Genomic DNA, 26564 nt, shown 5'->3' with positions numbered 1-26564 from the left:
TATTTCTCCCCGAGTAGGAGGCCAGCAACTCTGCCGTATCATAAAAATAATTTCTGCATAAATAACTTATCGGCGAAAAGCAACGAACACTTTTACGCTTTATGACCTGTACTTGAAAGTTACTGAATCAACGCCACTCGGGCGAGTATAGCGCGGCGTACCACCGTAAACCTCGTGATAAATAATGACACGCGAGCCATTACCAAACGCCTGTATATTGAAATCATGCAGCGTCCCGAAGGAGTTTGGATAGATATTCCTGCACGTTTCTTCCGAACTGAAAGGTCGTGAATAGCAAAGCTTTACGTTCTCCCTGATACTGTCAGGATAGTATGTTGTACTCCATTGAATTTCCACCAACTGTTTTGGGTCGATAAGCGTTCCTGGGGAAAAGTCCGAACTTCTAACGTAGAACGTTGCAAACCCTACCCCCGGACTCCTATCAGAATTAGACAAAACAAGCACAGCACCAGGTGCCGCAGACTTAGATATAGCATTTTCCTGCGCAGAGGCCGCCCCAACAAACGGCACCACAGACACAGCAAATAAGACAAACAGAAACTTTATTATCCAATCGCTCATAAACAGGCTTTTCATAATCACCTCCAGAAAGCAATTAATTAACACCTAAGACCCAGCCAAACAAGCTGTGAGATTTGCTCACCTAACATTGCATGAATAATTACCCGAGGAAAGCCAAACACTTCCTAAAATCACGAAGGACGTCTCTGTAATACTTAAAAGTAGGAGGGTGTAAGTAACTTCCTAGTCCCGCTTCTTCTCTATCAAAACTGCCTGTTTTAGGTCATGCTGCGCCGCTTAATTCAAGGACGATAACACCAATGAAAACCGCACTGCGCACCCTGCTCCTGCTATCCCTGGCCACTCCCGCCTTCGCTGCCCAAAGCCCTGTCGACTTCAAGACCGCAACCCTGCCCAATGTGCAAAACAACCGCCCGTTGGAACTGACTGTCTGATACCCCGCCGCTACCGGCGCGGTGCCCGAGCTGATCGCCGACAATGTGGTGTTCGTCGGCGCCCCGGCCGTGCAGAACGCGCCGGTGGTGGCCGGGGAGCATCCGCTGGTGGTGCTGTTCCACGGTTACGGCGGCAATTGGCGCAATCAGGCGTGGTTGGCCAGCGCATTGGCGCGGCTGGGCTATATCGTGGCGGCGGTCAATCATCCTGGGACCACCAGCAAAGACCGCAGCCCCGCCGCCGCCGCCGCGCAGTTGTGGCAAAGGCCCAGGGACGTGAGCCAGGCCACGGGCGGTAATTCAGCAGCAGGTGGTGGGGCTGATCAGTGAGTTTTTGCGGCGCGCGTTTCGCAATTAAGCAACGCAGGTTGCTCACTCACCGTGCATCAAATGATCGTTGCAACGCGCAGCGCGGGACCGATCATCACATACGCCTAGCTCAACCCCCTCACATCGATAGCACTGATGATTACTATCGAACCGCTCGCCTATAGGGTGGCCAGGCCCGATTCCTATAATCGCCTCCCATTCTTCCCCTTCGCCTGGCCTCAGGCGACATTCCCTTGGAACCCAGTACCATGCCAAGCGCCCCTCAGGCCCCCAGCGGCCGTCCCGAACATAATCAACAAAGCGTCAAACAGCAGTGGCTGGCGATTCTCTCGGTCGCGGTGGGGGCATTCGCCCTGGTGACCAGTGAGTTTCTGCCGGTGGGTGTGCTCAACGACGTGGCCGGCGACCTCGGTATCAGCGCCGGCCACGCCGGGCTGATGGTCACGCTGCCGGGCATCATGGCCGCACTCGCCGCCCCGTTCCTGTCGGTGAGCATCGGCGCGATGGACCGACGCTACCTGCTGATCGGCCTGACGTTGATCATGATCATCGCCAACTCGGTCGTGGCCTTTGCCAGTGATTTCAGCCTGCTGTTATTCGGCCGTGTCTTGCTGGGGATCAGCATCGGCGGTTTCTGGGCCACGGCCATCGCCCTCAGTGGGCGCCTGGCGCCCAGGGGCGTGGACGTGGCGAAGGCCACCTCGATCATTATGATGGGCGTGACCCTGGCCACCGTGCTCGGCGTGCCCGTGGGCACCTGGCTCAGCGGCCTGATGGGGTGGCGCATGACCTTTCTGGTGACCGCGCTGCTGGGCGTTCCGGTGCTGCTGGCGCAGGTGTTCCTGCTGCCCCGCCTCACCCCGGAAAAGGCCATTCGCATCAGTGACCTGCCGGCGTTGTTTATCAACCCACAGGCGCGGATCGGGTTGATCGCGGTGCTGTTGATCGGCCTGGCGCATTTTGCGGCCTATACCTATGTCGCGCCGTTCTTCAAATACAGTTCCGGCTTCGATGGGCCGACGATTGGTTCGCTGCTGTTGCTGTTCGGCGTGGCCGGGGTGTTCGGCAATATCTTCGCCGGTTTCGCCGCCAACCGCAGTGTGCGTCACACCCTGTTGCTGGTGGCCCTGATGATCGGCACCAGCACCGCGCTGTTCCCTCACTTCGCCACCGGTATGACCGGCGCCGCCATGCTGATCGGGCTGTGGGGCTTCGCCTTCGGTGCCTTCCCGGCCTGTGCCAGTATCTGGATGTTTGTGGTCGCACCCAAGGATGTGGAGCGCGGCATGCCGCTGTTTGTCGCGTTGTTCCAGGTGATCATTGCCTTGGGTTCGTTCTTCGGCGGGCGCATCGTCGACCAGTTGGGCAGCTCGGTGCTGTTGAGCCTGGCCACGGCCCTGGTGGGCTGCGGTTTTGTTACAGTGCTGGTGCTGGGGCGCAACATCAGTAATAGCTTGGCGGCCCAGCCTGGCTAACCCGAGGGCTCATGGATACCGCCGACGACGCTTCTTTCGCCTATCAGGCGGTGTACCGTTACCTCGTCGAGTTGATCGAGGCGAGCCCTTCGACAGCTGAACGCAAGCTGCCGTCCCTGCGCCAGTTGGCACAGCGCCTGGGGGTGTCGGTGTCGACCACCAAGTACGCCTACGCGCTGCTGGAGGACGAGGGACGTGTCCAGGCCAGGCCCAAGCTTGGCTATTTCACTCGGGCCGTGCCGGCGCTGTTCGCGCGCGAAGGTTCGCCTGATCTGCTCGACCGGGTATTCGCCCATGCCCGCCAGCCGGGCATGCTGGCCCTGAGCAGCGACGCCCCGGCGATGCTGCTGTCGTTGGAAAACCCCTTGTTGATGATGGAGCGCGAACTGGCCCGCCAGTACCCACGCTCCCTCACCCCTCTGTACCTGCCATTCGGCGAGCCCGAGTTGCGTGCGGCGCTGGCCGCGCGCTACACCCAATCCACTCACAACTATTGGCAAGCCGAACAGGTGTATATCGGCTCGGACTTGCACAGCGTGCTGGACCTGTCGCTCAGCGCTTTGGGGTTGCGCGGCACGCTGGCGGTGGTGGAATCGCCGTGTTCCTGGGCGGTGCTGCGCCAATTGCAGGCGGCGGATATCCGCGTGATTGAAATGCCCCTCGGCGCGGACGGGCGCTTCGACCTGGCCGCCTTCCAGGCGCTGCTGGAGCGAGAGCCGATCCGCCTGGCGGTGCTGTCATCCAGCGTGAACGCGCCCCAGGGCGGCGTGATGCCGGCGCAGGATAAACAGCAGATCTGCGCCTGGTTGGCGCAGCAGGATATCTGGCTGTTCGAAAACGACACCTACGCCGAGCTGTATTTCGAGGCGCGCCCCGCCCGCTACCGCGACTTTGCCGACCCGCAGAAGCTGCTGGTGTTCTCGACCTTCGACAAGGTGATCGGCGCGGAGGCGCCCTACGGCTATGTGCTGTGTCGCGGGCAAGGGTCTCAGTTGCAGCGGTTGTTCCTGGCGCGCGGGTTTCGCCTGTCGCCCATCCGACAGAAAGCAATCGCCAAGCTGTTCACCTCCAGGCGCATCGACCAGCACCTGGTGACGCTGCGCGCCGCATTGCAGGAACGGATGACGCGCCTGAAAGCCCTGCTCGGAACGCACGACGAATGGCACGTGGTCGAACCCCAGGGCGGCGCGAGTTTCTGGCTGGAGGCCAGGCGCCCGGTGGACATGCGGCAGGTGTTCGAGCGCCTGCTGGCTCAACGCATCGTGATCGCCCCAGGCCAGTTGTTCAGCCTGCACGGCAGCTGGGCGCAGCACGTGCGCCTGAGCTACACCCTCGACTGGAGCAAGGACATCGCCCAGGCCGTGCAATTGCTGGCCCGGGCGATCCGTCACAGCCCGTAGCAGTGCCGCGCTTCGGGGAAGCGGCCGTGGCGCACGTCGTCGGCGAACTGCCCGCACGCCTCGCGGATCACCGCGCCGACATCGGCGTACTGCTTGACGAAGCGCGGCAGACGCTCGCCGCCCAGGCCCAACAGGTCCTCGGTGACCAGCACCTGCCCGTCGCAGGCCGGTGAAGCGCCGATGCCGATGGTGGGCTTGTCCGAATCGTGGGTAATCTGCCGCGCCACGCCTTCGGCCACCCCTTCGAGCAGCAGGCTGAAGGCGCCCGCCTCCAAATTGACGCGGGCGTCTTCGGCAATCACGGCGCCGGTTTGCGCCGTGAGCCCCTGCGCTTTGAACCCACCCATCACATTGACGAACTGAGGCATCAACCCCACGTGCGCCATCACCGGAATACCGCGCGCCACCAGAAACGCCACAGTGCCCGCCAACGCTTGGTTGGCCTCCAATTTGACCGCGTCGCAGCCCGTGCGCGCCAACACCTGGGCACAATTGCGAAAAGCCTGTTCATGGGATTCCTGATAGCTGCCAAACGGCATGTCGGCAATCACACAGGCCAGGCGGGTGCTGTCGACCACCGCGCGGGTGTGGCCGATGATTTCTTCGAGCTGCATGCTCAAGGTGGACGCCCGGCCATAGCCGACCATGGCCGTGGAGTCACCGACCAGAATGAAGTCCACCAGTGGGTCGATCAGCTTGGCGATAGCGCTGGTGTACGCCGTGAGGGAGACGATTTTCTGCTGGCCTTTCATGGCGACCAGCTCAGGCACGGTCATGCGTTGGGTTCGGATGTGCAGGCTCATGGTGTGTTCCTTATAGCGTTCAATACTCGGGAGTTGCGGGGCCCGAGTATTAGCCAAAGGCATGGCGATTCAATGCACAGATCGGCACTGAAAAACGACCCAGGCAGCGGGGCCGGGTTTTGAAGCTGGTATCATCCGCGCCTGCACACTCCAGGTAACTACCTATGAATCGCCAGAAAAAACTGCAACAGCTGTTCAAGGCCAAGGCCAAAAAGGCCAGCGCCAAATTGGCACCCAAAAGCAAGGACCGCTACATCAGCAAGGCCGAGCGGGAAAAGCTGGCGGCCGAGGCCGCACAGGCGCCAAGCGTTTGCCCGGAGGACTGATTCAGCAACCGCTCAGCGCCACCTGGGGCCGCTCGCCCGCAAAGAAAAACGGCCGCAAGCGCACACCCACGCTGTTACCGATAAACGCCGCCACCAGCCACACCCAGCCATGCAGGCTGCCCGACGCGATGCCGCTGAAGTAGGCGCCGATGTTGCAGCCGTACGCCAGGCGCGACCCGTAGCCGAGCAGCAGCCCGCCGATCACCGCCGCCAGCAGCGAACGCGCCGGGATCTTCAGGCTGGGGGCAAAACGCCCGGCCAGGCCGGCAGCCAGCAGCGCACCGAGGACGATGCCGATGTCCATGACGCTGGTGATGTCTTCCCATACCGGCGCGGCCAGGGCCTTGGCATTGCCCGGCATTTGCCAGAACGCCCAGCTGGCCACGTCCACACCCAAGCCGCTCGCCACCTTGGCGCCCCACAGCGCGAATGCCGACGTAATCCCCCACGGCCGCCCGGCCAGCGCCAAGGTGGCGTAGTTGAGCAGCGCCAGGCCAATCGCGCCCCACACCAATGGCCAAGGCCCGCGCAGGAAGCGACGCAAGCCGTGATGTTCGCTCGTGACGCCCGCTTCCAGCTGGCCGTGACGGCGTTTTTCCAAGCGCACGGTGACGGCCGTAATGATCGCAAACATGGCCAGGCTGGCGAGCAGCGCGGGCATTACGCCGAAGCTTTTGACGATGGACACCGCCGGGAACGCCGGCAGCGCAAACCACCAATCCACATGGTGCGTGGCGATCAGCGAGCCGCAGATAAAGAACAACAGGGTCACCAGCATGCGTGCATTACCGCCGCCCACCGTGAACAACGTGCCCGAGGCGCACCCGCCGCCCAACTGCATGCCGATGCCGAAAATAAACGCGCCAACCACCACCGACACCCCGGCCGGCGCCACCAACCCGACCACCGGTTGCCCGAACAAGGTGCCCGCCCCCAGCGCCGGGAAAAACAGCAGCACCGCCAGCGCCAGCATCACCATTTGCGCCCGCAGGCCGGCGCCACGGCGATCATTGATAAACACGCGCCAGGCGGAGGTGAAACCGAAGGCAGCGTGGTAGAGGGTCAGGCCCAGTGCGGCGCCGACCACCAGCAACAGCACCTGGCGCGAGTCGACGCTGCTTTGCAGGAACAAGGCGCCCAGCACCAGGATCATAAAGGCCACCAACGGTGCGACAGGCCGGCGCGCGGGAGCGAGAGGAAGCGAGGTGCTCATGAGGTATCTCGGTTGGTTTGAAGAGGTGATTGCGAACGGGTGAGTATAACCTGTGGGCGCTGTCGAGCTTCAGCGAGGCGGCGATCGCGCTGACAGGATGCGTCCCTTTACGGTTTTGCGAGGTGAAATCTTGGCTAAAGACATCGAAAACCCCTGCGTCTCCACTTGCCAGCTCAGCGGCGACCTGTGCGTCAGCTGCGGGCGCAGCAAGGACGAGATCCGCAAGTGGAAACGCATGAAACGCCCCGAAAAAATGGCCGCGGTGCAACGCGCAACCCAACGCTTGAAAGCGTTGAAAAAAGCCAGGTAAGCCGCTTGATCAGGTGCGCCCGACCGACCCCGACACCGGCAGATTACCCAGCAGTTTAAGCCCGGTGCTTTTCACGAAGGCGTCGTAGTCCATGGGCTTTTGAATGCGGGTCTCGGCGTTGGGCAACACGTAGGCCCAGGCGCGCTGGGACGATGCGTCGTACACCAGCTTGAACAGCCGCGTCGGCACCCAGACCTGGTTGGCACCGATGGTGCCGTAGCCCTCGTCGAACAACGGCCCGGTGAACACGTACACGTCGCCGCCGGCGCGCAAGGCGAACTTGCGCACATCGGCCTCGACCTTGCTCCAGATCTTGCGGTTGTTGGTGGGGTCCTGGGGCACCATGTTCGACAGCGCAAACGACTGGGCCATGGCCTTGGCGTCGGGTGCATCGGCAGCGGGGGATTGATGGCCACGATCCATGGCCGGTTGCAGGCCACGGTAGTCGCTCAGCTCCGCGCGCGCGCCCTTGGGAATGCGCGGGTCCGCATAGAAATGGTTGGTACGTTCTTCGCCTTTCGCGTCCTTGAGCTGGCGCGCGTTGAGACGCTCCACCACCACCAGCGGCGTCTTGCTGGTCTGCGAATACAGCACCGCGAAATGGTCGGAGCACAACGCCAGGGGTTTCATGCCGGCGGGGATGCTCGCGGTTTTGATCGGCGTCGCGCCTGGAAAGACATCGGCGCAGTGGTCGAACGACAATTGCCGTTCCTGAGGGGAGTAAAGGTCTATCGCGCCACGAGCCTGTGCCCCGGCTGAAAACAAAACAAAGGCCGATAGCCCAACTGCAATTTTGCGTAGGTGCATGGATTGAATCTTCGAAAGAGAGTGACGCGGCAGGCCCCGCGTACGGGGCCAAGTGAATGATATTTCGAGGATTATGGACTAACGAATGTCAGATTAGTGCCCGAGCGATGTAGGTTTTCCCGCACCCCGCGCGCCCGGCTTGAAGCCATGGGCGCTGGCCGCCCAGGCAATGGCAAACGCCACGCCCACCAATAGCAGCATCGCCCACGCAAATGCGGCCACACCCCACGTGTCCAGCAGCACCCCACCTGCCACGCCGCTGCCCGCGATCGCGCTGTTCCACGCCACCACGTTCAGCGACAACGCCACATCCGCGCCATCCCCCGCCGCATCCGCCAGGGCGGTTTGCAGCAAGGTCGCGGCACCGCCGAAGCTCAGGCCCCATACCGCCACGCCGAGGTAGATCACCTGCGGCACCTGCCCCAGCAAACCGAATAGCACGCTTACCGCCGCGAACGTCGCCAGGCTCACCAGCACAGTGTTGCGTAATAACGGCTCGACCAGTCTGGCCGTGCCCCAAATGCCCGCTAACGCGGCGATGCCGAAGACCAGCAGCACCAGGTCCACGCGCTCGGCCAGGCCCGCCGGCGTCACGAATGGAGCAATGTAGGTGTACAGAATGTTGTGGGCCAACATCCAACTGATCACCACCGCCAGCACCGGGCGTACGCCCGGCGTGGTCAATACCTTGCGCAATGAGCGGCGTTGATGCGCGGGCTGCGGCGCAAAGTCCGGGACTTTCACCAACACCCAGCCGATCAGCACCAGGCTCACGCCCGACATCAGCCCGAAGGTGGTGCGCCAGCCCACCAGGCCACCGAGCCAGGTGCCCAGCGGCACACCCAGCGACAGCGCAATCGGCGTACCCACCATCGCCAACGCCAGCGCCCTGCCCTGTTGATGCGGCGCGACCATGCGCCGTGCGTAACCAGCCAGCAGGCTCCAGGCCAGCCCCGCCGCCACCCCGGCGAAAAAGCGCGCCACCAGCGTTACGCCATAGTGGGACGACAACGCGGTGATGGAATTGAACAGCAGGAAGCCGACGATGGTCAGCAGCAACACGTTGCGCCGGCGCCAGCCGCGAGTGGCAATGGTCATGGGGATCACCGCCAGCACCGACCCCAGCGCATACGCGGTGACCATCTGCCCGGCCATCGACGGCGAAATCTCCAGGCCGTCACTGATCAACGGCAACAGGCCGGCGGGCAGGGTTTCGGTGACGATGCAGATGAAACCGGTCATCGCCAGCGCGAGCAGGGCGCCGATGGGCAAGCGGTCGGACGAAGCCGATAACGTCAGTGAGGGGGTCACGGGAAACTCCTTGTGGAACGGATTTAGATACTGATCGATACAAATGTTGCAGGGGACCGCAACGCGTTGTCAACGACTTATGTATCGACTAGTATTTATCTCGTTTTGCAAAGGAGACGCCACATGGCACAAATGGGCCGCCCGCGTAGTTTTGACCGTGAACAGGCCGTGGAACAGGCCCTGCATCTGTTCTGGCAGCACGGCTATGACGCCACTTCCCTGGCCCAGCTCAAGGCCGGACTGGGCGGCGGTATTTCCGCGCCCAGTTTTTACGCCGCCTTCGGCTCTAAAGAAGCATTGTTCGAGGAGTGCGTGCAGCGCTACCTGGCCACCTACGCCCAAGTTACCGAATGCCTGTGGGACGAATCCCTGTCGCCGCGCCAAGCCATCGAAACCGCACTGCGCCAATCGGTACGCATGCAATGCGAAGACGGCCACCCCAAGGGCTGCATGGTGGCGCTCGGCGTGATGAGCGCGCCAAGCCCGGAGAACGCGCGGGTGGCGAATGCGCTTAGCCAGTCGAGGTTGCGCACGCGGGCCGGGATTGTGGCGTGTGTGGAACGGGCTGTGCGTGATGGCGAGTTGCCTCAGACGACCGAGGCTGCGGTGATGGCGAGCGTGTTTGACAGTTTTTTGCAGGGGGTGTCGATCCTGGCGCGGGATAACGTGCCCCATGCAAGACTCGATGCAGCAATCAGCCAACTGCTGGTGACGTGGGACGTCGCGGCCTCTACCGTGGCGCCCGCTGAGCGTGAAGTGGGTTGCGAAAAATAAAGGCGCTCCGAAGAGCGCCTTTATTCATTGCTGTATTACTGCTCGCTGATCGACTTCACGTCAGCCTTGCTCGCACCGCCAATCGCAATACGCTTAGGCTTGGCTTCCTCCGGCACGACTCTGAGCAGATCAATGCTCAACAAGCCATTGGAGAGCTGCGCGCCCTGCACTTCGATGTGGTCGACCAGGCGGAACGACAAGCGGAACGCGCGCTGGGCGATACCTTGGTGCAAGTAGGTGACGTTTTCATCGTGTTCGCGCTTGCCGCCGGCGACGGTCAACACACCTTTTTCTACCTGGATCTCCAGGTCGTCCTCCACCAGGCCGGCAGCTGCGATAACGATCCGATAGTGGTCATCACCGTGCTTTTCGACGTTATGGGGTGGGTACGTGGTACCGGCCTCGCTGCGAAGCGCCGATTCAAAAAGGTCGTTGAAACGGTCAAAGCCAACGGAGTGGCGGAACAGTGGGGCCAACGAGAGAGTAGTAGCCATTGCAAAATCTCCTGAGTTTTCTCCAAGTGATTTGATACGCGACCCGTATTCGGCATCGCGTAAAACCTAAGTAGGTTCAGGGGGAAAAATTTCAAGCGCCGACCAAAAAAAATTTTTCGCGGCAGATGGCTGGCTGTTCGGCCCCTCGGAAGGGGCGTGGTGGACAGGCCTATTCAGTGGTCTCGGCCACCCCCTGATCCTCCCCCAGAAACCCGCCGCTCTGGTGGTGCCATAAGCGCGCATACGTGCCGTTCTTCCTGAGCAGTTCAGCGTGGGTGCCTTGCTCGATGATACGGCCGTTATCCATGACGATAAGCCTGTCCATGGCCGCAATCGTCGACAGCCGATGGGCGATGGCAATGACGGTCTTGCCCTTCATCATTTCATCGAGGCTTTCCTGGATGGCGACTTCCACTTCTGAATCCAGCGCGCTGGTGGCCTCGTCAAGCAGCAGGATCGGAGCGTTCTTGAGCATCACTCGGGCAATGGCGACCCGTTGACGCTGGCCGCCGGACAGCTTGATGCCACGCTCGCCAACCAGCGTGTCGTAGCCAGAGTGACCTTGCTTATCGCTCAGTTGGCTGATGAAACCGTCGGCCTGGGCACTGGCCGCAGCACTGCGGATTTGCTCATCGGTCGCGTCGGGGCGCCCATAGGCGATGTTGTCGCGAATCGAGCGGTGCAGCAGGGACGTGTCCTGGGTGACCATGCCGATAGCGCTGCGCAGGCTGTCCTGGGTGACCTGCGCGATATTTTGCCCATCGATGCAGATCTGCCCCTTGTCCACGTCATAGAAGCGCAACAACAGGTTGATGAGCGTGGATTTACCGGCGCCGGAACGCCCTACCAGGCCGATCTTTTCGCCTGGGCGGATGTTCAGGCTCAGGCCGTCGAGGACCTGGCGTTCGCCGTTGTAATTGAAGCTCACATTGTCGAAGGTCACCGCGCCGCCGCTGGTGACCAGCGTGGCGGCGTCCGGCGCGTCCTGCACCTTGGGCCCGCGGGTCAAGGTTTGCATGCCATCCTGCACGGTGCCGATATTTTCGAACAGCGAGGTCATCTGCCACATGATCCAGTGCGACATGCCGTTGACGCGCAGCGCCATGGCGGTAATTGCCGCTACCGCGCCGGTGCCGACTTCGCCTTGGTGCCACAGCCATAGGGCATAACCGCCCGCGCCCATGATCAGCGCGACCACCAATGCCTGATTGACGATCTCGAACTGACTGACCAGGCGCATCTGGCGAAAGCCGGTCTGCTTGAAATCCTCCATCGCCGCGCGCGCGAAATGCGCCTCACGCTTTGAGTGGGAGAACAACTTCACGGTGGTGATGTTGGTGTAGGCGTCAGAAATGCGCCCGGTCATTGATGACCGCGCATTGGCCTGTTCCTGCCCGACTTTGCCCAGGCGCGGCACGAAGTACCACATGGCCAGGCCGAATAACGCCAACCAGCCAATGAAAGGCAGCATCAATTTGGGATCAAAGCCGCCGGCCAGCGTGATAAGCGCGATGAAGTACACGCCGATTCCAGGCGCCATCTCGATCAGGGTGAACAGCACCTCGCGTACCGACAGCGCCGTCTGCATTACCTTAGTGGTGACGCGGCCGGAGAACTCATCGGAGAAAAAGGAAAGGCTCTGTCGCAGCATCAGTCGATGGAAATCCCAACGCAGCCGCAACGGCAGATTGATCGCCAATATCTGGTGCTGCACCATCGTGCGCAGCGCAACCAGGCCGATACTGGTCACCAGCACGATACCGATCCCCCACAGCACCCGGCTTTCCTGCCCGGCTGCATCGCCGCCGGCTTGCCAGGTCGACAGCAGGTCCACGACCTGTCCGAGAAAAGAAAACAGCCAGGCCTCGTAAATCGACACACCGGCGCTGAGCAGCGCGAGCACGACGATATAACCACGGGCACCACGGGTGCAGGCCCATAAAAATCGCGCCAGGCCTTCCGGAGGCGGGGGAGTCTCGTCGGGCGGGAAAGGGTCGAGCCGTTGTTCGAATACGCGAAGCATGGGGTTCTCCAGAACGGTCTAGTGAGGGGATTCTGGCATTTAAAGGATGGCTTGAGGGCGTATCGGGATAGAACCCCTCCCGGCAAGAAGGGTCTGCTCTTGAATCAGATCTCAGGAATCCATCGAATGTCAGCGCAAAACAGTCTTGTGATACTTGCTCGAGGAGGCTATGCCGCCCGGGGCGTGCTGTATCTGATCATCGGTATCTTCGCACTGCTGGCAGCCCAGGATTCGACCAAACCCAAGGATAGCCACAAGAGCCTGGAAGCCGTGCTCAGCCAACCGTTCGGCTATTTTTTAATTGGGATTGTGGTAGCAGGCCTGCTCTCATTCGCGTGTTGGCGCGTGCTGCAGGCTACCCGTGACGTCGATCATCACGGCAAGGAATTCAAAGGCCTGGTGATTCGAACCGGTTTATTTGCCGGGGGGATGGTCAATGGCGCTCTGGCGTTTTTTGCGCTGGGTCTACTGATAAGCGGCATTAAAAGCTCGGGCAATTCCACAGGGCAGGCCAAAGACTGGCTGTCCCATCTGTTGTCATGGGAACACTCGAACATGCTGGTGTACCTGATCGCCCTCATTCCGCTCGGAGTGGGCATTGCTCACATCATCAAGGGCTGGAAGGCATCGTTCGAAAAATATTTTGAGGCCGACGAAGATGTCATGCGCTACGTGCGCCCCGTCTCACGATTCGGACTGATCGCCCGTGGCGTGGTGTTTTTAGAAATTGCCGTGTTATTGGCCATCAGCGGTTCCACTTATCAAGCCATGGACCCACCCGGTATGAAAGAGGCACTGGATGCGCTCCAGAATCTACCCGCTGGGTGGTTGATCTTGATGGTGATGGCCCTGGGGCTGATTGCTTTTTCGGCTTACAGTTTCTCTGAAGCGTGCTGGCGCAAGATCAACATGGATGTGCCGGGGGTGGCGAGGACGTAAGACCGTGCTCATTCATAGCGGGATTAGAGACGCGTTCATGCTGTGAGCTTTGACTCCGCCGGAAAAATCCAAGGCAAAAAAAAGCCTGCATCGCTGCAGGCTTTTCCCTATCTGGCTCCACGACCTGGACTCGAACCAGGGACCCAATGATTAACAGTCATTTGCTCTACCAACTGAGCTATCGCGGAATGCGCCGTATGTTACTGATTGAAAAGGAGAAGTCAAGCGTTGCCTGGTAAACGGAGCGTTTAAATTCTTTGCGCACTGCCCAGTGGCTGTTCGGCGGCCAGGTCCAGCCAAGCGCGGGCGGCGGGTGGCAAGTGGGCATTGGCGCGCCAGGCCAGGGCGATGTGCCAGTCGGTGTGCGGTTCGTCCAGTGCGATCAAGGCGATGCCGGCGTGTTGATGCTTGTGCGCCAGCATGCGCGGCAGAAAGGCCACGCCCAGGCCGGCGGCGACCAGGTCGACGATGAAGTCGATCTGCCCGCTGCGTGCGGTCACTCGAGGGTTAACGCCTTTGCGTTCACAGGCGGCGAGGATCTTGGCGTTCAGGGCGAAGCCAGCTTCGAACAAAATGAAGGGCGAGTCGGCCAGGTCGGTGAAGTCAATGCGTTCGCGCCCGGCCAAGGGGTGATTGAGCGGCAGCACCGCGATCAGCGGTTCATTACGCACTGGTTGGTAGTCGAACACGTCATCGACCGGCAGCAGCAAGGCGGCCAGGTCCACCTCCCCCGCTTCCAGGCATTCGCGCAGTTTTTTGCTGCCGTATTCGGTCAGTTCGATGTCGATGTCCGGGTAGCGGCTGCGGTAGGTGGCGAACATGGTTGCAAACAGCACGCCGCAGCCCACCGGGGGAAGGCCGATGCGCAACCTGCCACGCTTGAGGCCGCGCAGGTCGTTGATCTCGCTGACCAGGTCGCTGTGTTCGGCCAGCAGTACCTGGGCGCGGCGGTAGGCAATTTCGCCGGCAGCTGTCAGTTGGTTACGATGGCCGAGGCGATTGAGCAGCGGCATGCCCAGCTCCTCCTCCAGGGTCCTGACCGCCTTGCTTACGGTGGATTGGGTCAGGGACACCACCTCGGCGGCCTGGGAGAAGCCGCCCTGGCGCACCACTTCGACAAAGGCGCGCAACGTTCTGAGGTTCATCGGTATTCCCTTGGCGACTGGCAGCCAGTAATAAAAGTTGTTTTTATCATGCCAGAAGTTGGCTTATGGTGGAGCCACCTTGCCCTGTGGATTGACTGTTGATGATCATTTCGTCCGCCTCCGACTACCGCGCCGCCGCGCAGCGCAAATTGCCGCGTTTTCTATTCGACTATATAGACGGCGGTGCCTATGCCGAACACACGCTGCGAGCCAACAGCGCGGACCTGGCCGACATCAGCCTGCGCCAGCGCATCCTGCGCAATGTGGACAACCTCAGCCTCAGCACCACCGTACTCGGCCAGACCCTGGCGATGCCGGTGATCCTGAGCCCGGTGGGCCTGACCGGCATGTACGCCCGTCGAGGCGAGGTGCAGGCGGCCAAGGCAGCGGCCAACAAGGGCATCCCGTTCTGCCTGTCGACGGTGTCGGTGTGTTCGATTGAAGAAGTCGCCTCGCAAAGTCCGCAGGCGATCTGGTTTCAGCTGTATGTGCTCAAGGATCGCGGTTTTATGCGCAATGCGCTGGAACGCGCACAGGCAGCCGGGGTCACCACGCTGGTATTTACTGTGGATATGCCCACGCCGGGCGCGCGTTATCGCGATGCCCACTCGGGCATGTCCGGGCCGTTCGCGGCATCGCGGCGCATGCTGCAGGCCGTCACCAAGCCACAATGGGCCTTCGATGTGGGGCTGATGGGCCGCCCCCATGACCTGGGCAATATCTCCAAGTACCTGGGCAAACCCACCCACCTGGAAGACTACATCGGCTGGCTGGCCAGCAATTTCGACCCATCGATCAGCTGGAGCGACCTGGAATGGATCCGCGAGTTCTGGAAAGGCCCGATGATCATCAAGGGCATCCTCGACCCCCAGGATGCCCGGGACGCGGTGAGCTTCGGTGCCGATGGCATCGTGGTATCCAACCACGGCGGCCGCCAACTCGACGGCGTGCTGTCCACCGCCAAAGCGTTGCCGACCATTGCCGATGCCGTGGGCGATGACCTGACGGTACTGGTGGACTCCGGCATCCGCTCCGGCCTCGACGTGGTACGCATGCTCGCCCTCGGCGCCAAGGCGTGCCTGCTGGGCCGCGCGCCCTCCTATGCGTTGGCCGCCGACGGGCAGCATGGAGTAGAGAACCTGCTGGATATCTTCGCTAAGGAAATGCGCGTAGCCATGACCTTGACTGGCGTGACGTCCGTCGCGCAGATCAACCACGATACGCTCGTGCAGGCAGCCAAATAACTGACGTGGCCCGCTGCGCGCCAGCTCGGGCGGTAGGGAAGCGTCATTGATTTAAAAGGATATTTATTTATTTAAACAAAGTGGCATGAATCTCGCTCTAACCTCTTCCAAGCAGGTCGAGCGATGACACGACGTGCGGCGGTGCCCAGGGGTTAAAACCCTCTGCAAAGCGGTTTAGACTGTTCCCCTGTTTTACGTAACTGACGGAACAGCAAGACCCCTCGCACTCGCCACACTCATCGGGCCTGTAAGACACTTAGAGGCCCTACGCTTATGAAAGCTCCTACCCAGACCAACGCAATTGATTTCGACCGCGCCAAATTGCAACGTCTGGGTTTCGGCCAGCCGTCTCTGCCTCCTCGACGCCCTACGACCATTACTCAACTGCGCCAGCAACTGACCCTGCAACTGCAGACCAGCCTGGAACCCGAGCGCATCCTCGGCGTGTTCTTTCGTGAGGTGCAACGCCTGGTTCCGCTGGACGCCCTGCATTACCGTCACGAAACCAGCGACCTGCGCCTGGAATTCGGCCAGCGCGGCCACCACTCCGTGAGCTACAGCCTGAGCCACGAAGGTGAACACCTCGGCGAATTGATCTTTCGGCGCAACCAGCGCCTGACAGAGGAAGAGCTGGGCCAGCTCGAATCGCTGCTGGCCACCCTGCTCTACCCGATGCGCAACGCCCTGCTCTACCGTGCGGCGACCCGCAGTGCCCTGCGTGATCCGCTGACCGAGACCGGCAACCGCATCGCCATGGACCAGACGCTGCAACGAGAAATCGACATGGCCCGTCGGCATATGAGCCCGCTGTCCTTGCTGATGCTGGATATCGATCATTTCAAGACGATCAACGACACCCACGGCCACGCCGCCGGCGATGACGTGCTGCGCAGCGTCGCGGCGACCATCAAAGCGCAATTGCGCAATGTGGACATGGTATTTCGCTTCGGCGGGGAAGAGTTTCTGATCCTGCTGTCCAACACCAGCCGGGAAGCGGCGGCAATGGTCGGTGAACGCCTGCGCAAGGCAGTGCAGGCCCAGGACTATTGGGCGGACGGCAAACGGATCGAATTGACGGTAAGCCTGGGTTGTTCGACTCTGCTGGCCGCCGAGTCGGTCGAAAGCGTGCTGCGCCGGGCCGACAACGCCCTGTATGTGGCCAAGCGCGAAGGCCGCAACCGCCTGGCAATGGCGGGGTAGGCACCCCGCCATCGCATCCTGTCAGGCCTCGCTGGCGATGCGTGCCGGGCGCTCGCGCACGGTGGCGCTCGCGATGCCGGCAGGCTTGTCTTTTTCCAGACGCATGCAGCTTTCCAGGAACAGGTACATATAGTCGTAGCTTTTGCACACGGCCTGGCGCAGCTCCACCTGCAGGGCCTTGCTGGGGTTCATCCCGGCCAGGGTGCAGATGATTTCCAGGGCTTCCCATGGGTGCGCATCGTCGTACTGGGCGTGCATCTTCAACCACTTCATCGCCCGCTTGCGCTCCTCCTCGGGGAAGGCCGCCGCGTACACGCCGGTGGAGCACACCACGGCCGACCACTCCCCGGTCGCGCCCTCGATCGCGTAGTTGGTGGCGGCAATGGCCACGATCAGCGAGTCGGCCGAACTGGTGTGCCAGCACCAATGACTCAACGCGTGCAACTCAGGCGGTACGTTCTGGGCCTGCAGCTCTTCCAGGCTGACGCCATGGGCCGCGGCCCAATTCACCCAATAATCGGCGTGGTTGAGTTCCACGCGAATATTGCGCATCAGCCACCGGCGCGCCATATCCTCCCCAGGATGGCGGGCAAACTTGGTCTTGGTGAGGTTCTGTGCCATGTATAAGGCAAACTGTTCCACCACAGGCCAGCCACCGATGAGGTAGTGGCGCAGGGTACGTGCGCTCAACGTGTTATCGCGCATGCGCTGGTACAGTTCGTGTTCGACCACCCGGCGCTTGCTCTCGCTACAGTCCTGGATCAGTTGCTGTGCCCAGGCGGGGTAACTTGAGGCTTCCATCAGCGGGCCGGTTCTGTTGAATGTGTCGATCACTATAAGGCTCCTTTTTAAGTGTGATTTACAGACCGGCGGTTGTTTCAGCGGAATGTGCCGGGCGCCTTGAGCAACAAAGGCTGCGGCCGCTCGGGTCGACACTGCAGGCTGTCAAAGGTAAACAATTGCGGCTGTTCGATCAGGTAGCCCTGAGCGTAATCCACACCTATGTCGAGCAGTGCCTGTTCGATCTGCGGTGTTTCAACAAACTCGGCAATTGTGCGCTTACCCATGACGTGGCCGATGTGGTTGATCACTTCGACCATGGCGCGGTTAATCGGGTCGTCCAGCATATCCTTTACGAAACTTCCATCGATCTTCAGGAAGTCTACAGGTAAATGTTTCAGATACGCGAACGAGGACATTCCGGCGCAAAAATCGTCCAGCGAAAAGTGGCAACCTAACGCTTTGAGTTCATTAATAAAACGAATGGCGCTGCCCAAATTGGCAATAGCGCTGGTCTCGGTTATTTCAAAACAAATCATTTCCGGCGCAATGCGATAAGTCTCGAATTTCTCACGTAAAAATCCTAAAAAGTCGTCATCTCCGATGGTGATGCCTGACAGATTAATCGCACACATGGCCATAGAACGGCCCGGACGCTCCTGCTGGCAACGGGCTATGATCTTGAACACGTTCTCGACCACCCAACGATCCAGGGATGTCATCAGGCCATAACGCTCGGCCGCCGGGATAAAACTGTCGGGCAGGATGATGCGGCCGGCTTCGTCGTGCAGGCGCAACAGGATTTCGATGTGCCCGCTGCCACCCTCGGTGGGGCCGAGGGCCGCGATTTCCTGGGCATACAGGCAGAAGCGGTTTTCTTCCAGCGCCATGTGCAGGCGCTGCACCCAGGCCATCTCGCCAAAACGCATGGACAGCTCGGAATCGTCGGGGTGATACACCTGCACGCGGTTGCGGCCCTTTTCCTTGGCCATGTAGCACGCCATGTCCGCGGCGCGCAGCGACGCTTCCAGGCTGGTCGGGGTATGGGCGATATGCACCAGGCCGATGCTCACGGTGGTCACGAACGGCCGGCCCTTCCACACAAAATGCAGGCTCTGCACGGTATGGCGCAGGCTCTCGGCGATTTTTTCCGCCGCGTGCGCCGGGCAGTTTTCCAACAAAATGCCGAACTCATCGCCGCCCAGGCGGGCCAGGGTATCGCCTTCACGCAGGTCCGACTGCAACAACGCGCAGATATGCCGCAACAGTTCATCGCCCGCCGCATGGCCACAGGTATCGTTGACCAGCTTGAACTGGTCCAGGTCCAGAAACATCAACGCGTGCCGCGCGCCTGGCTGACTGGCCGCAGGATGCAGCACCTGCTCCAGGCGGAATTCGAATTCGCGGCGGTTGGCCAGGCCGGTCAGGGCGTCGTGGGTTGCCTGCCATGACAGGTTGGCAATGTATTGACGCTCCTGGGTCATATCATGCAACACCAGCACCGCGCCGCTGACCTGGCCGCCGCTGCGGATGGGCGCGCCCACCAGGGTGACCGACACCGTGCTGCCATCCAGGCGCTGGATGGTCTTGGCATGCTCGCTGCCGCCCCTGAGCTGGCCCTTGACGATGTGCTCGATCAGGGTAAAGGCATCGGGCTGGGCATTGTCATCCAGCAGGTTGAACAGCGCCGCCAGGGGCAGGCCCTGGGCCTGGCTCGACTTCCAATGGGTGAGCGCCTCGGCCGCCGGGTTCATGTAAGTAATGGCGCCATCGACATTGGTCGTAATCACACCGTCGCCAATCGACTCCAGGGTGATCTGCGCCCGCTCCTTCTCTACCTGCAAAGCATTGGCAAAGGCATGACGCTGGGCCAGCAACTTATGGGTGCGCAACAGCGCCAGCACGATCAACCCCAGGGCGGTGGCCAGGTTGGTGATCAGTAACAGCCGCAGGATCACCCGCGAACCTTCGCCCAAGGCGTCGCTGAAGGCTTTGGCGGCCGGCGTCACACCGTCGTTGATCGCGATGATATGCGCCTTCCATTGACGCACATCGTTGGCGTTGACCCGGTCGGCACTGATCGCGGCGTGCATCTCGCGGGCCAGGTTGTCCAGCTGGACCAGGTAGCCATCGCCCACTGTCCATAGCTCGATGGCCTTTTCCAGGTAGCTGAAAAGGCGAAAGTTCAGGTACAGCCAGATCAGGCTGGAGACGTCGTCCGGGTGATTGCCGCCCTTGAGGATGCCCAGGCGCGCGGCGTTCAGGTCGGGCGTGGGACGATCCAGGGCGATGCGCAGCTCGTGGCCGCCCTGGGGCACCGCAATGGCCTGCTGGTATTTGAGGTAGGTGCTTTCGTCGCGGTTATCGGCGTACAGCGTCAGATAATAGATGGCATCCTTCTGGCCTTTGGACCACAGGCTTTCGCCGCCCACATAACCGCGCACCGCCGAAAGCATGTACAGGCTGACGCAGCCCAGCAGTGCCTGGAACAGCACAACCGCGATAAAGGGCCACACAATGCCCAACAGCCGAGGCGTTCCGAGAGTCCGCTTTCGCTTCATGAAGTCCCTTGCATATGCACCACTGACTACGCACGCTAAAACCACTTTCATGTCGCACAGCCTAAGCTGAATCAACGCACTTGTTGCAAGTGTCCATAAAGCTTGGCGTATAGGCCGCCATCGGCGATCAGCTGCTGGTGGTCGCCATCTTCGGCAATATGCCCGCCATCAAACACTAATACGCGGTCCGCCTGTTTTACCGCCGACAGACGGTGAGCGATGATCAGTGTAGTACGACCACTGAGAAACCGCGCCAGCGCCTGGTGCAGGTTGTACTCGGTGGCGGCGTCCAGGGCCGAGGTGGCCTCATCGAGGATCACCACTTTCGGCTCGGCCAGCACCATCCGCGCAATCGCCAGGCGCTGGCGCTGGCCGCCGGAAAACCGTACACCGGAACGCCCCACCACGCTGTCCAGGCCCAGAGGCAAAGCCTTGACGGTCGCGTCCAATTGGGCGATTTCCAGCGCCTGCCAGCAGGCCTGGTCGCTGCGATCACGGCCCATGGTCAGGTTGGCGCGTACCGTGTCGTTGAACAGCGCCGGGTGCTGCAGCACCACCGCGACATGCTCGCGAATCATCTCCAGGCCAATCGCCTGCTGGGTGGCGCCACCAAAACGGATGCTGCCGGCCTGGGGCGTATAAAGCCCCAGGAGCAGTTGCACCAGGGTACTTTTGCCGCCACCGCTGGCGCCGACAATCGCGACTTTCTCACCGGGAGCGATGCTCAGGTTCAACTGGTCGAGCACCAGGTCTTCGCCGTAGCCGAAATCCAGCCCGCGCACGTCGATGCCGACGGTATCGTGCCCGCTGAACGGATCTTCACCGCCGGGGTATTGCGGCTCATCGGCGCGCGCCAGCAGTTCGTTGATTCGCGTCAGCGCACCGCCCGCCGCGTAATAGGCGTATTGCAGGTTCAGCAACTGTTCCACCGGGCCGATCATGAACCACAGGTAGCTGAACACCGCGAGCATCTGGCCGATGGAAAGGTCGGAAAACAGCACGGTGAGCATCGCCGCCGCGCGGAAGATGTCGATACCGAACTGGAACAGCAGCCCGCTGGCACGGCTGGACGCGTCGGTTTTCCACTGCGAATGGATCGCGTAGTCACGCACTTCCTGGGCGCGCTGGCCGAGCCGGCCGAGAAAGAAGCCTTGGCGGTTGCCGGCGCGCACTTCCTGGATGGCGTCCAGGGTTTCGGTCAGCGCCTGGGTAAAGCGCGAGGTGCTGTCGTTTTCCAGCTTCTTGAGGTGTTTGACGCGCTTGCCCAATTGCACCGTGGCGTAGATCACCAGCGGGTTGAACAACAGGATCAGCAGCGCCAGTTGCCAATGCATCCACACCAGGATCGCCGAGGTGCCGAACAGCGTCAGCATCGCCACCAGAAAGCGGCTGAGGGTTTCACCGACGAATTTGTCCAGCGTATCCAGGTCGGTGACCAGGTGCGTGGTCACCGTGCCGCTGCCCAGGCTTTCGTATTCGCCCAGGGAGATGCGCTTGAGCCGCTCGATCAGACGCACGCGGATGCGGTACACGATGTCCTTGGCCAACCGGGCGAACAGCCGCGCCTGCACCACGTTGAACAGCAGCGCGCCGCAGCGCAGCAACAGGGTCACCAGCAGCATCAGGCCGATATAGCCGGCGGCTTTCTGCCAACCCAGAGGCAGCGCGTGGTTCATCACCTTGAGCGCGGCGTCGCCACGGCCCAGCAGCACTTCGTCCACCAGCAACGGCAACAGCAAAGGAATGGGCACGCTGCACAGGGTCGCCAGCACGGCGACGCCATTGGCGATCCACAGGGATTTCCTGTGACGCAGGGCCAGGCGGCGAATTTCCGCCCAGGTCAGTCGATCGGTGCGCTTGCCGGGTTCTTTATCGGGTTGATCATGCACAGGCTGCTCGCTCCAGCCATCGACCCAGTAACGGCGACAACTCGGACAGCGGCTGGTAGCCATTGGTCAACAGCGCCAGCTGGCCGTCGCGCTCGGCCAGCAGCGTCGGGAACCCGGCGATGCCCAGATCCTGCACCCAGGTGAAATCGGCGGCCGTGGCGGCATGCTGCTCGGCACGGTCGAACTCGCCGGCAAACTCGATTCGCGGGATGCCGGCTTGTTCGGCCAGTTCCACCAGCACCTTGGCCAGGGTCACGTCGCGCCCCTGGACATAAAAGGCCCGCTGGATCAGCCCCAGCAATGTCCACGCGCAATCCGGCGCCAGGCTGCGGGCGGTAACGATGGCGCGGCACGCAGGCTCGGTGTCATACACAAAACCGTCGGGCAACGCCCCTTCGCGCTTGAACGGCTGCCCGGTGGCCTCGGTGACCGCCTGCCAATGTTCAAGGATATAGCGCCGCGTGGTCGGCTCCAGCGCCGCGCCACTGCCGGTCCGCAGGCCGCCCACCACCAGGTGCACGTCGACGCCGGCCGCCTGGGCCTGCTCTACCAGTGCCTGCGCCACCGGGGCAAAGCCCCAGCACCAGGAACACATCGGGTCCATTACATAGAGCAGGCGCGCGGACATGGCTCAGGCCTCGGAAGGGGTTTGCTTGTAGTTGTAGCCAATCGGGTGCGGCATATTGCGGGCCTTGGCCAATTCAATCTGCTTTTGCCGGTCGATGGCGCTGCGACGGGTTTTCTCCGGCAGCTTATCCCAGCAATGCGGGCAACTGATGCCGGCCACATAGTGTTCGGATGCACGGTCTTCCACGCTCACCGGTGTGCGGCAGGCATGACATTGATCGTAGTCGCCTTCGCTCAAGTCGTGGCGCACGGTCACGCGGTTGTCGAACACAAAGCAGTCGCCCTGCCATTTGGTTTCTGCCTGGGGCACCTCTTCGAGGTATTTGAGGATGCCGCCCTTGAGGTGATACACCTCATCGAAGCCTTCGCTGAGCATGAAGCTTGAAGCCTTCTCGCAGCGAATGCCGCCTGTGCAGAACATCGCGACCTTCTTATGCTTGGCCGGGTCGAAGTGGGCTTTGATGTAGTCGGGAAACTCGCGAAAGCTGGTGGTCTTCGGGTCGATCGCGCCTTCGAAGGTGCCGATGGACACTTCATAGTCGTTGCGGGTGTCGATCAACAGCACGTCCGGATCGCTGATCAACGCGTTCCAGTCCTTGGGATCGACATAGGTGCCGACCTGCTTGTTAGGGTCGACGCCTTCGACGCCCAGGGTCACGATTTCTTTCTTGAGCTTGACCTTGGTGCGGTAGAACGGCTGCTCGTCGCAGTACGACTCTTTGTGGTCGAGGTCGACCATGCGCGGGTCGGTCTTCAGCCAGGCGATCAGGCCGTCGATGCCTTCGCGACTGCCGGACACGGTGCCGTTGATGCCTTCTTCGGCGATCAGCAGGGTGCCTTTGATGCCGTTGTCGACCATTGCCTGCAGCAGGGGCTCGCGCAGGGCGACGTAATCTTCGAGGGTGACGAACTTATACAGTGCCGCCACGACAATCGGTTGAGTCATGGGTGTTTTCTCCAGGTGGCTACCCTCGTAAAGGGTGAACCGGATACATAAAAAAGCGGGCCGGGGCGCGCGGCGCGCATTCTAGCAAAACCCTGGCGACGCCGCATCGACACTCAGTCGCCGATATTTCCTCGACACCCGCGCGGCATTGGCCGACCTCAGCACCGAAACCTGCGTGATAGCGTCTGGCGTTGCCCATTGGATCCACCTGTGGGCGCACTGGAAGACCGTCTTCATGCTCACTTCAAGCAGTCCGCTACTGGCCAGACTGGTAGAACGGCCCGTCCCTCCCGGCGAGGGAAAGGTCGACTTCTGCACGGCCCTGCATCAACTCGGCATCACCAGCGTCTTTGACATTGTGCGTCTGCCCCGCGCCGACTTCATCGGCCGACTGGGCCGCTGCAACGATGACGATGGCGCCCAGGCCTACGACACCGCGCTGGCCTACGCCACTCAGCTGCAATGGCTGCACGACCTGCAGCCGGACCATTCAGTGTCAGCCCCGGCACGCGACAAACGCGCGCTGGCGTCCGGCATTACCGGCCAGCCTGAGACAGACTGGGCCAACGCCTGCGCCCCCGACGCCCTGGCCGCGCTCGACTCGCCGGTGGCCTACCTGCGCACGCTGTTTCTATTCGCCCTGCAACTTGAGAAAAACGGCACGGGCACCCAGGACAAAATCCCCCTGGGCCAGCGGCGCCCGGACCTGGAAACCCTGCTGATCGACCACGACAGCACCTTCACCGAACGGCCCTTGCTCACGTTGGTCGATGAGCTGCTGCGCCGGCAGATCACGCTTCATCATCCCGGCCAGCACCTCAATCGCCTGCTCAGCACCCGGCACTATCCGCTGGCGCTGCCGTATCACCATCACCACGCCCAGGTTCGCCTGGGGCTGGCGGGCACCGGGTACAGCCTTGGCGAATTGAACTACCGGATCAGCCGGCGCCTGCCCTTCGACGCCGCCGGCATTGCAGGTTACGCCACGGTGCGCGCGCGCAACGCCGATGTGCACTGCCTGATGAACGAACTGAATCCCGGTCAACACACGCTCCTGCTGCAGCCACCGATGGGCGGCAGCACGTTGTTTGAAACCTGTTTCGGCCAGGCGGTGGACCCGGTCACCCGACAGGCAGGCCCGCCGCCGACTCTGCAGGCGCTGCTCGACGCCACCGCAATGGACACCGCCCGGCTGCAGGCACTGCTGGCACAGGAACGCTTCGCTCCATATGCCTCGCCCTCGGCCCGGCACGGGTCGCTGCCCACTTACGGCGCGCGCTATATCAACGGTGGCGGCCAACGGCCGCTGACGTTGACGGGCAACGCCGCGCAGTTGCTCAACGCTTCAGACGAACACTTCGACCGCCTGCAGCGCATGATCCGCCTGCAACAAGGGTTCGACCTGCCATTTGCCGAACTCGACACCTTGCTCGTCAGTGCCATGGCGTGTGAACAGCCGGCCAACACCCAACTGCGCATCCGCCACGCCACCCTGCGCGCCCTCGGGGTGTATCGCTACCTGGCGCGACGCTACACGCTGACGCCGCTGGAATTCGGTGCGTGGCTGGACCGCCTGCCGCTGCAGGCCAGCGCCCCGGCCCAGCCGTTGTTCGACCAGGTGTTCAACCGCACCACGGTGGGCGCGCACGCCCTGGCATTGGACGAGCAACCCTTCGACGCAGCCACCCGACAACAGCTGTGCGCCGCGCTGCAACTGAACGATACGCCCCAGACGCTGCAACTGCTGATCGACGCCAGTCCGACTCCAGTGCTGCGCAACCTGGCGACCTATACCGCGCTGTACCGGCAGGCGCATATCGCGCGCACCTTCGGCCTGTCGGTGTGGCACTGCAAACAATTGGCCGACCTGCTGGGCCCCTCAACCTGGACCACCCTCACGCGCCCCACCCTGCACGTCGAAGGCCACGGCTCGGCGGATTTCCTCGATGTGCTGATGCAACTGGACTGGGCCGTCACCTGGCTCAACGACAGTCACACCAGCGTGCCCCAACTGCGCCAACGCCTGCTGCTGGAGGCGGACACCGATAACCCGGCCCTGGCACGTTGGGTCGAGTTGCTGCAGCGCCCGCCTTACGAGCTGCCGTCCACCCGCCAACTGGCGGCGCTGTCGCTGCCGCAACCTGGCGCCGCGGACAACCTGGCCGCCATCGAATGGGCCGGGGTGCTGGCCCAGGCGCTCGGCCCGGCGCCGGACCTTTCCCTACCCTGGCAGCCGACGCTTGCGCTGGCCCACGCGATCGACGCCCTGACCCTGAGCCGCACGCCGACCGAGGACGCCGCATTGAAACGCCAAGCCAGTGAAATCCTGGTGCCGTGGCTGCAGCGCCTCGCTGACCAAAGCCTGCGCCTGTGCATTCAACGGCTGTTGGACAACCCGGTGCCGGCCCCTTATAGCCGCGAGCTGACGCTGTACTACAACCAACACCTCAACACGCTGAAACAGCCGGTTGTGCTCAAGCACCTGATCCTGCTGGCCCCGGATATCACCACGCTGCTGGCGCTGCCAGTGAACGGCGCGAGCCTGCGGCAGTGGTTGCTTAACCCGCATTGGCTGGACAGCCACCTGACGCCCTCAACGCCGCTGGAACTGAACCTGGGCACGCTCTATCTGCTGCAGCGCTTCAAAGACTGCTGCGATACCTGCGGCCTGACCCAGGAGCGCCTGCTGGCGTTCTTCCAGGCCGCCAACCACCACGACGCTCAAGCCGCCGACGAGCGGCTCAGTCACTGGCTGGGCTGGAGCGAAACGGAGCTGCGGGTGCTCACCGACACCCTGCCCGCCGGCCGCGTGACGACCATGGACCAATTGGACTGGGTGATGCGCTGCCGACAGGCGTGCGCGGTTACCCGCCTGTCCAGCCAGACCCTGCTGGACGCGAGCGAGCTGACCAGTGCCAGCGATTTCAACCAATGGAAAGCGGTGGGCGAAGCGGTTATCGCCGCGCGTCACTGACGGCCGCACCCACCCA

General features: G+C 61.9%; 22 protein-coding genes, 1 tRNA gene and 1 pseudogene. 10 read left to right on the top strand and 14 right to left on the bottom strand.

The window, feature by feature from the left end; all coding sequences use genetic code 11:
* Positions 1-99: 99 nt before the first annotated feature.
* Positions 100-597 (bottom strand): hypothetical protein, encoded by a 498-nt coding sequence (locus OSC50_RS07590; RefSeq protein WP_266246215.1) that lies wholly within the window; start codon positions 595-597, stop codon positions 100-102.
* Positions 598-842: 245 nt separating this feature from the next.
* Between OSC50_RS07590 and OSC50_RS07585 the strand changes: the two are divergent.
* The 3 genes and pseudogenes from OSC50_RS07585 to OSC50_RS07575 form a co-directional block, all read left to right on the top strand.
* A pseudogene (locus OSC50_RS07585) lies at positions 843-1265 on the top strand (alpha/beta hydrolase family protein); the annotation flags it as partial.
* Positions 1266-1555: 290 nt separating this feature from the next.
* A complete protein-coding gene (locus tag OSC50_RS07580; protein WP_253508639.1) occupies positions 1556-2782 on the top strand; it encodes an MFS transporter in 1227 nt (408 codons plus the stop codon).
* Between the two features lie 11 nt (positions 2783-2793).
* On the top strand, positions 2794-4182 hold the full coding sequence (locus tag OSC50_RS07575) for an aminotransferase-like domain-containing protein (protein WP_266246217.1): 1389 nt from the start codon (positions 2794-2796) through the stop codon (positions 4180-4182).
* Here OSC50_RS07575 and panB read toward each other — a convergent pair.
* Positions 4170-4985 (bottom strand): 3-methyl-2-oxobutanoate hydroxymethyltransferase, encoded by an 816-nt coding sequence (gene panB, locus OSC50_RS07570; RefSeq protein ID WP_181075623.1) that lies wholly within the window; start codon positions 4983-4985, stop codon positions 4170-4172. The two genes, OSC50_RS07575 and panB, sit on opposite strands and share 13 nt — an antisense overlap.
* Positions 4986-5149: 164 nt before the next feature.
* Between panB and OSC50_RS07565 the strand changes: the two genes are divergently transcribed.
* On the top strand, positions 5150-5311 hold the full coding sequence (locus OSC50_RS07565) for a DUF2986 domain-containing protein (RefSeq protein ID WP_181075625.1): 162 nt from the start codon (positions 5150-5152) through the stop codon (positions 5309-5311).
* Position 5312: 1 nt separating this feature from the next.
* Here OSC50_RS07565 and OSC50_RS07560 read toward each other — a convergent pair whose 3' ends face one another.
* Entirely contained in the window at positions 5313-6524 is a 1212-nt protein-coding gene (locus OSC50_RS07560) for a YeeE/YedE family protein (RefSeq protein ID WP_181075627.1), read from the bottom strand.
* A gap of 130 nt (positions 6525-6654) precedes the next feature.
* On the opposite strand from OSC50_RS07560, the gene OSC50_RS07555 reads away from it, so the two are divergent.
* Positions 6655-6834, top strand: coding sequence for a DUF1289 domain-containing protein (locus OSC50_RS07555; RefSeq protein WP_027604002.1), 180 nt, complete (start codon positions 6655-6657; stop codon positions 6832-6834).
* Positions 6835-6843: 9 nt separating this feature from the next.
* On the opposite strand, the gene OSC50_RS07550 is transcribed toward OSC50_RS07555, so the two are convergent.
* On the bottom strand, positions 6844-7641 hold the full coding sequence (locus OSC50_RS07550) for a DNA/RNA non-specific endonuclease (protein WP_266246221.1): 798 nt from the start codon (positions 7639-7641) through the stop codon (positions 6844-6846).
* A 93-nt stretch (positions 7642-7734) separates the two neighbouring features.
* Positions 7735-8952: an MFS transporter gene (locus OSC50_RS07545; protein WP_266246222.1), complete on the bottom strand. Its 1218-nt coding sequence runs from the start codon at positions 8950-8952 to the stop codon at positions 7735-7737.
* 123 nt (positions 8953-9075) lie between these two features.
* Between OSC50_RS07545 and OSC50_RS07540 the strand changes: the two genes are divergently transcribed.
* On the top strand, positions 9076-9726 hold the full coding sequence (locus OSC50_RS07540; protein WP_266246223.1) for a TetR/AcrR family transcriptional regulator: 651 nt from the start codon (positions 9076-9078) through the stop codon (positions 9724-9726).
* A gap of 35 nt (positions 9727-9761) precedes the next feature.
* Here OSC50_RS07540 and OSC50_RS07535 read toward each other — a convergent pair whose 3' ends face one another.
* On the bottom strand, positions 9762-10220 hold the full coding sequence (locus OSC50_RS07535; protein ID WP_181075634.1) for an Hsp20 family protein: 459 nt from the start codon (positions 10218-10220) through the stop codon (positions 9762-9764).
* 169 nt (positions 10221-10389) lie between these two features.
* Entirely contained in the window at positions 10390-12243 is a 1854-nt protein-coding gene (locus OSC50_RS07530) for an ABC transporter ATP-binding protein (protein WP_253508653.1), read from the bottom strand.
* A gap of 126 nt (positions 12244-12369) precedes the next feature.
* Here OSC50_RS07530 and OSC50_RS07525 point away from each other — a divergent pair, with 126 nt between their 5' ends.
* On the top strand, positions 12370-13182 hold the full coding sequence (locus OSC50_RS07525; protein ID WP_181075638.1) for a DUF1206 domain-containing protein: 813 nt from the start codon (positions 12370-12372) through the stop codon (positions 13180-13182).
* A 112-nt stretch (positions 13183-13294) separates the two neighbouring features.
* On the opposite strand, the gene OSC50_RS07520 is transcribed toward OSC50_RS07525, so the two are convergent.
* Together OSC50_RS07520 and OSC50_RS07515 are read right to left on the bottom strand one after the other, a co-directional pair.
* Positions 13295-13370, bottom strand: a tRNA-Asn gene (locus OSC50_RS07520).
* Positions 13371-13430: 60 nt separating this feature from the next.
* Positions 13431-14327, bottom strand: a complete 897-nt coding sequence (locus OSC50_RS07515) for a LysR family transcriptional regulator (protein ID WP_181075640.1) — start codon at positions 14325-14327, stop codon at positions 13431-13433.
* A gap of 101 nt (positions 14328-14428) precedes the next feature.
* Here OSC50_RS07515 and lldD point away from each other — a divergent pair, with 101 nt between their 5' ends.
* Together lldD and OSC50_RS07505 are read left to right on the top strand one after the other, a co-directional pair.
* On the top strand, positions 14429-15571 hold the full coding sequence (gene lldD, locus OSC50_RS07510) for an FMN-dependent L-lactate dehydrogenase LldD (RefSeq protein ID WP_266246224.1): 1143 nt from the start codon (positions 14429-14431) through the stop codon (positions 15569-15571).
* Between the two features lie 273 nt (positions 15572-15844).
* Entirely contained in the window at positions 15845-16771 is a 927-nt protein-coding gene (locus OSC50_RS07505) for a GGDEF domain-containing protein (RefSeq protein WP_181075644.1), read from the top strand.
* Between the two features lie 21 nt (positions 16772-16792).
* Here OSC50_RS07505 and OSC50_RS07500 read toward each other — a convergent pair whose 3' ends face one another.
* The 5 genes from OSC50_RS07500 to trhO form a co-directional block, all read right to left on the bottom strand.
* Positions 16793-17572, bottom strand: a complete 780-nt coding sequence (locus OSC50_RS07500) for an iron-containing redox enzyme family protein (RefSeq protein WP_286670958.1) — start codon at positions 17570-17572, stop codon at positions 16793-16795.
* 77 nt (positions 17573-17649) lie between these two features.
* A complete protein-coding gene (locus tag OSC50_RS07495; protein ID WP_266246226.1) occupies positions 17650-20112 on the bottom strand; it encodes an EAL domain-containing protein in 2463 nt (820 codons plus the stop codon).
* Positions 20113-20183: 71 nt separating this feature from the next.
* Complete coding sequence (locus OSC50_RS07490; protein ID WP_253508658.1) at positions 20184-22001, bottom strand: ABC transporter ATP-binding protein; 1818 nt, start codon at positions 21999-22001, stop codon at positions 20184-20186.
* On the bottom strand, positions 21994-22629 hold the full coding sequence (locus tag OSC50_RS07485) for a DsbA family protein (protein WP_181075651.1): 636 nt from the start codon (positions 22627-22629) through the stop codon (positions 21994-21996). Before OSC50_RS07485 ends, OSC50_RS07490 begins: the two co-directional genes overlap by 8 nt.
* Before the next feature lie 3 nt (positions 22630-22632).
* Positions 22633-23574, bottom strand: coding sequence for an oxygen-dependent tRNA uridine(34) hydroxylase TrhO (gene trhO, locus OSC50_RS07480; protein WP_181075653.1), 942 nt, complete (start codon positions 23572-23574; stop codon positions 22633-22635).
* 235 nt (positions 23575-23809) lie between these two features.
* On the opposite strand from trhO, the gene OSC50_RS07475 reads away from it, so the two are divergent.
* A complete protein-coding gene (locus tag OSC50_RS07475) occupies positions 23810-26548 on the top strand; it encodes a Tc toxin subunit A (RefSeq protein WP_266246227.1) in 2739 nt (912 codons plus the stop codon).
* Positions 26549-26564 lie beyond the last annotated feature (16 nt).

Source organism: Pseudomonas quebecensis (assembly GCF_026410085.1).
GTDB classification, from domain to species: Bacteria; Pseudomonadota; Gammaproteobacteria; order Pseudomonadales; family Pseudomonadaceae; genus Aquipseudomonas; species Aquipseudomonas quebecensis.
This window is presented reverse-complemented; position numbering and strand designations above follow the sequence as displayed.

Excerpts from the sequence above, each read along its gene's own strand:
- OSC50_RS07590 (WP_266246215.1), bottom strand. The coding sequence starts at position 597 with ATGAAAAGCCTGTTTATGAGCGATTGGATAATAAAGTTTCTGTTTGTC.
- OSC50_RS07580 (WP_253508639.1), top strand. The coding sequence starts at position 1,556 with ATGCCAAGCGCCCCTCAGGCCCCCAGCGGCCGTCCCGAACATAATCAA.
- OSC50_RS07575 (WP_266246217.1), top strand. The coding sequence starts at position 2,794 with ATGGATACCGCCGACGACGCTTCTTTCGCCTATCAGGCGGTGTACCGT.
- panB (WP_181075623.1), bottom strand. The coding sequence starts at position 4,985 with ATGAGCCTGCACATCCGAACCCAACGCATGACCGTGCCTGAGCTGGTC.
- OSC50_RS07565 (WP_181075625.1), top strand. The coding sequence starts at position 5,150 with ATGAATCGCCAGAAAAAACTGCAACAGCTGTTCAAGGCCAAGGCCAAA.
- OSC50_RS07560 (WP_181075627.1), bottom strand. The coding sequence starts at position 6,524 with ATGAGCACCTCGCTTCCTCTCGCTCCCGCGCGCCGGCCTGTCGCACCG.
- OSC50_RS07550 (WP_266246221.1), bottom strand. The coding sequence starts at position 7,641 with ATGCACCTACGCAAAATTGCAGTTGGGCTATCGGCCTTTGTTTTGTTT.
- OSC50_RS07540 (WP_266246223.1), top strand. The coding sequence starts at position 9,076 with ATGGCACAAATGGGCCGCCCGCGTAGTTTTGACCGTGAACAGGCCGTG.
- OSC50_RS07535 (WP_181075634.1), bottom strand. The coding sequence starts at position 10,220 with ATGGCTACTACTCTCTCGTTGGCCCCACTGTTCCGCCACTCCGTTGGC.
- OSC50_RS07530 (WP_253508653.1), bottom strand. The coding sequence starts at position 12,243 with ATGCTTCGCGTATTCGAACAACGGCTCGACCCTTTCCCGCCCGACGAG.
- OSC50_RS07525 (WP_181075638.1), top strand. The coding sequence starts at position 12,370 with ATGTCAGCGCAAAACAGTCTTGTGATACTTGCTCGAGGAGGCTATGCC.
- OSC50_RS07515 (WP_181075640.1), bottom strand. The coding sequence starts at position 14,327 with ATGAACCTCAGAACGTTGCGCGCCTTTGTCGAAGTGGTGCGCCAGGGC.
- lldD (WP_266246224.1), top strand. The coding sequence starts at position 14,429 with ATGATCATTTCGTCCGCCTCCGACTACCGCGCCGCCGCGCAGCGCAAA.
- OSC50_RS07505 (WP_181075644.1), top strand. The coding sequence starts at position 15,845 with ATGAAAGCTCCTACCCAGACCAACGCAATTGATTTCGACCGCGCCAAA.
- OSC50_RS07500 (WP_286670958.1), bottom strand. The coding sequence starts at position 17,572 with ATGGAAGCCTCAAGTTACCCCGCCTGGGCACAGCAACTGATCCAGGAC.
- OSC50_RS07495 (WP_266246226.1), bottom strand. The coding sequence starts at position 20,112 with ATGAAGCGAAAGCGGACTCTCGGAACGCCTCGGCTGTTGGGCATTGTG.
- OSC50_RS07485 (WP_181075651.1), bottom strand. The coding sequence starts at position 22,629 with ATGTCCGCGCGCCTGCTCTATGTAATGGACCCGATGTGTTCCTGGTGC.
- trhO (WP_181075653.1), bottom strand. The coding sequence starts at position 23,574 with ATGACTCAACCGATTGTCGTGGCGGCACTGTATAAGTTCGTCACCCTC.
- OSC50_RS07475 (WP_266246227.1), top strand. The coding sequence starts at position 23,810 with ATGCTCACTTCAAGCAGTCCGCTACTGGCCAGACTGGTAGAACGGCCC.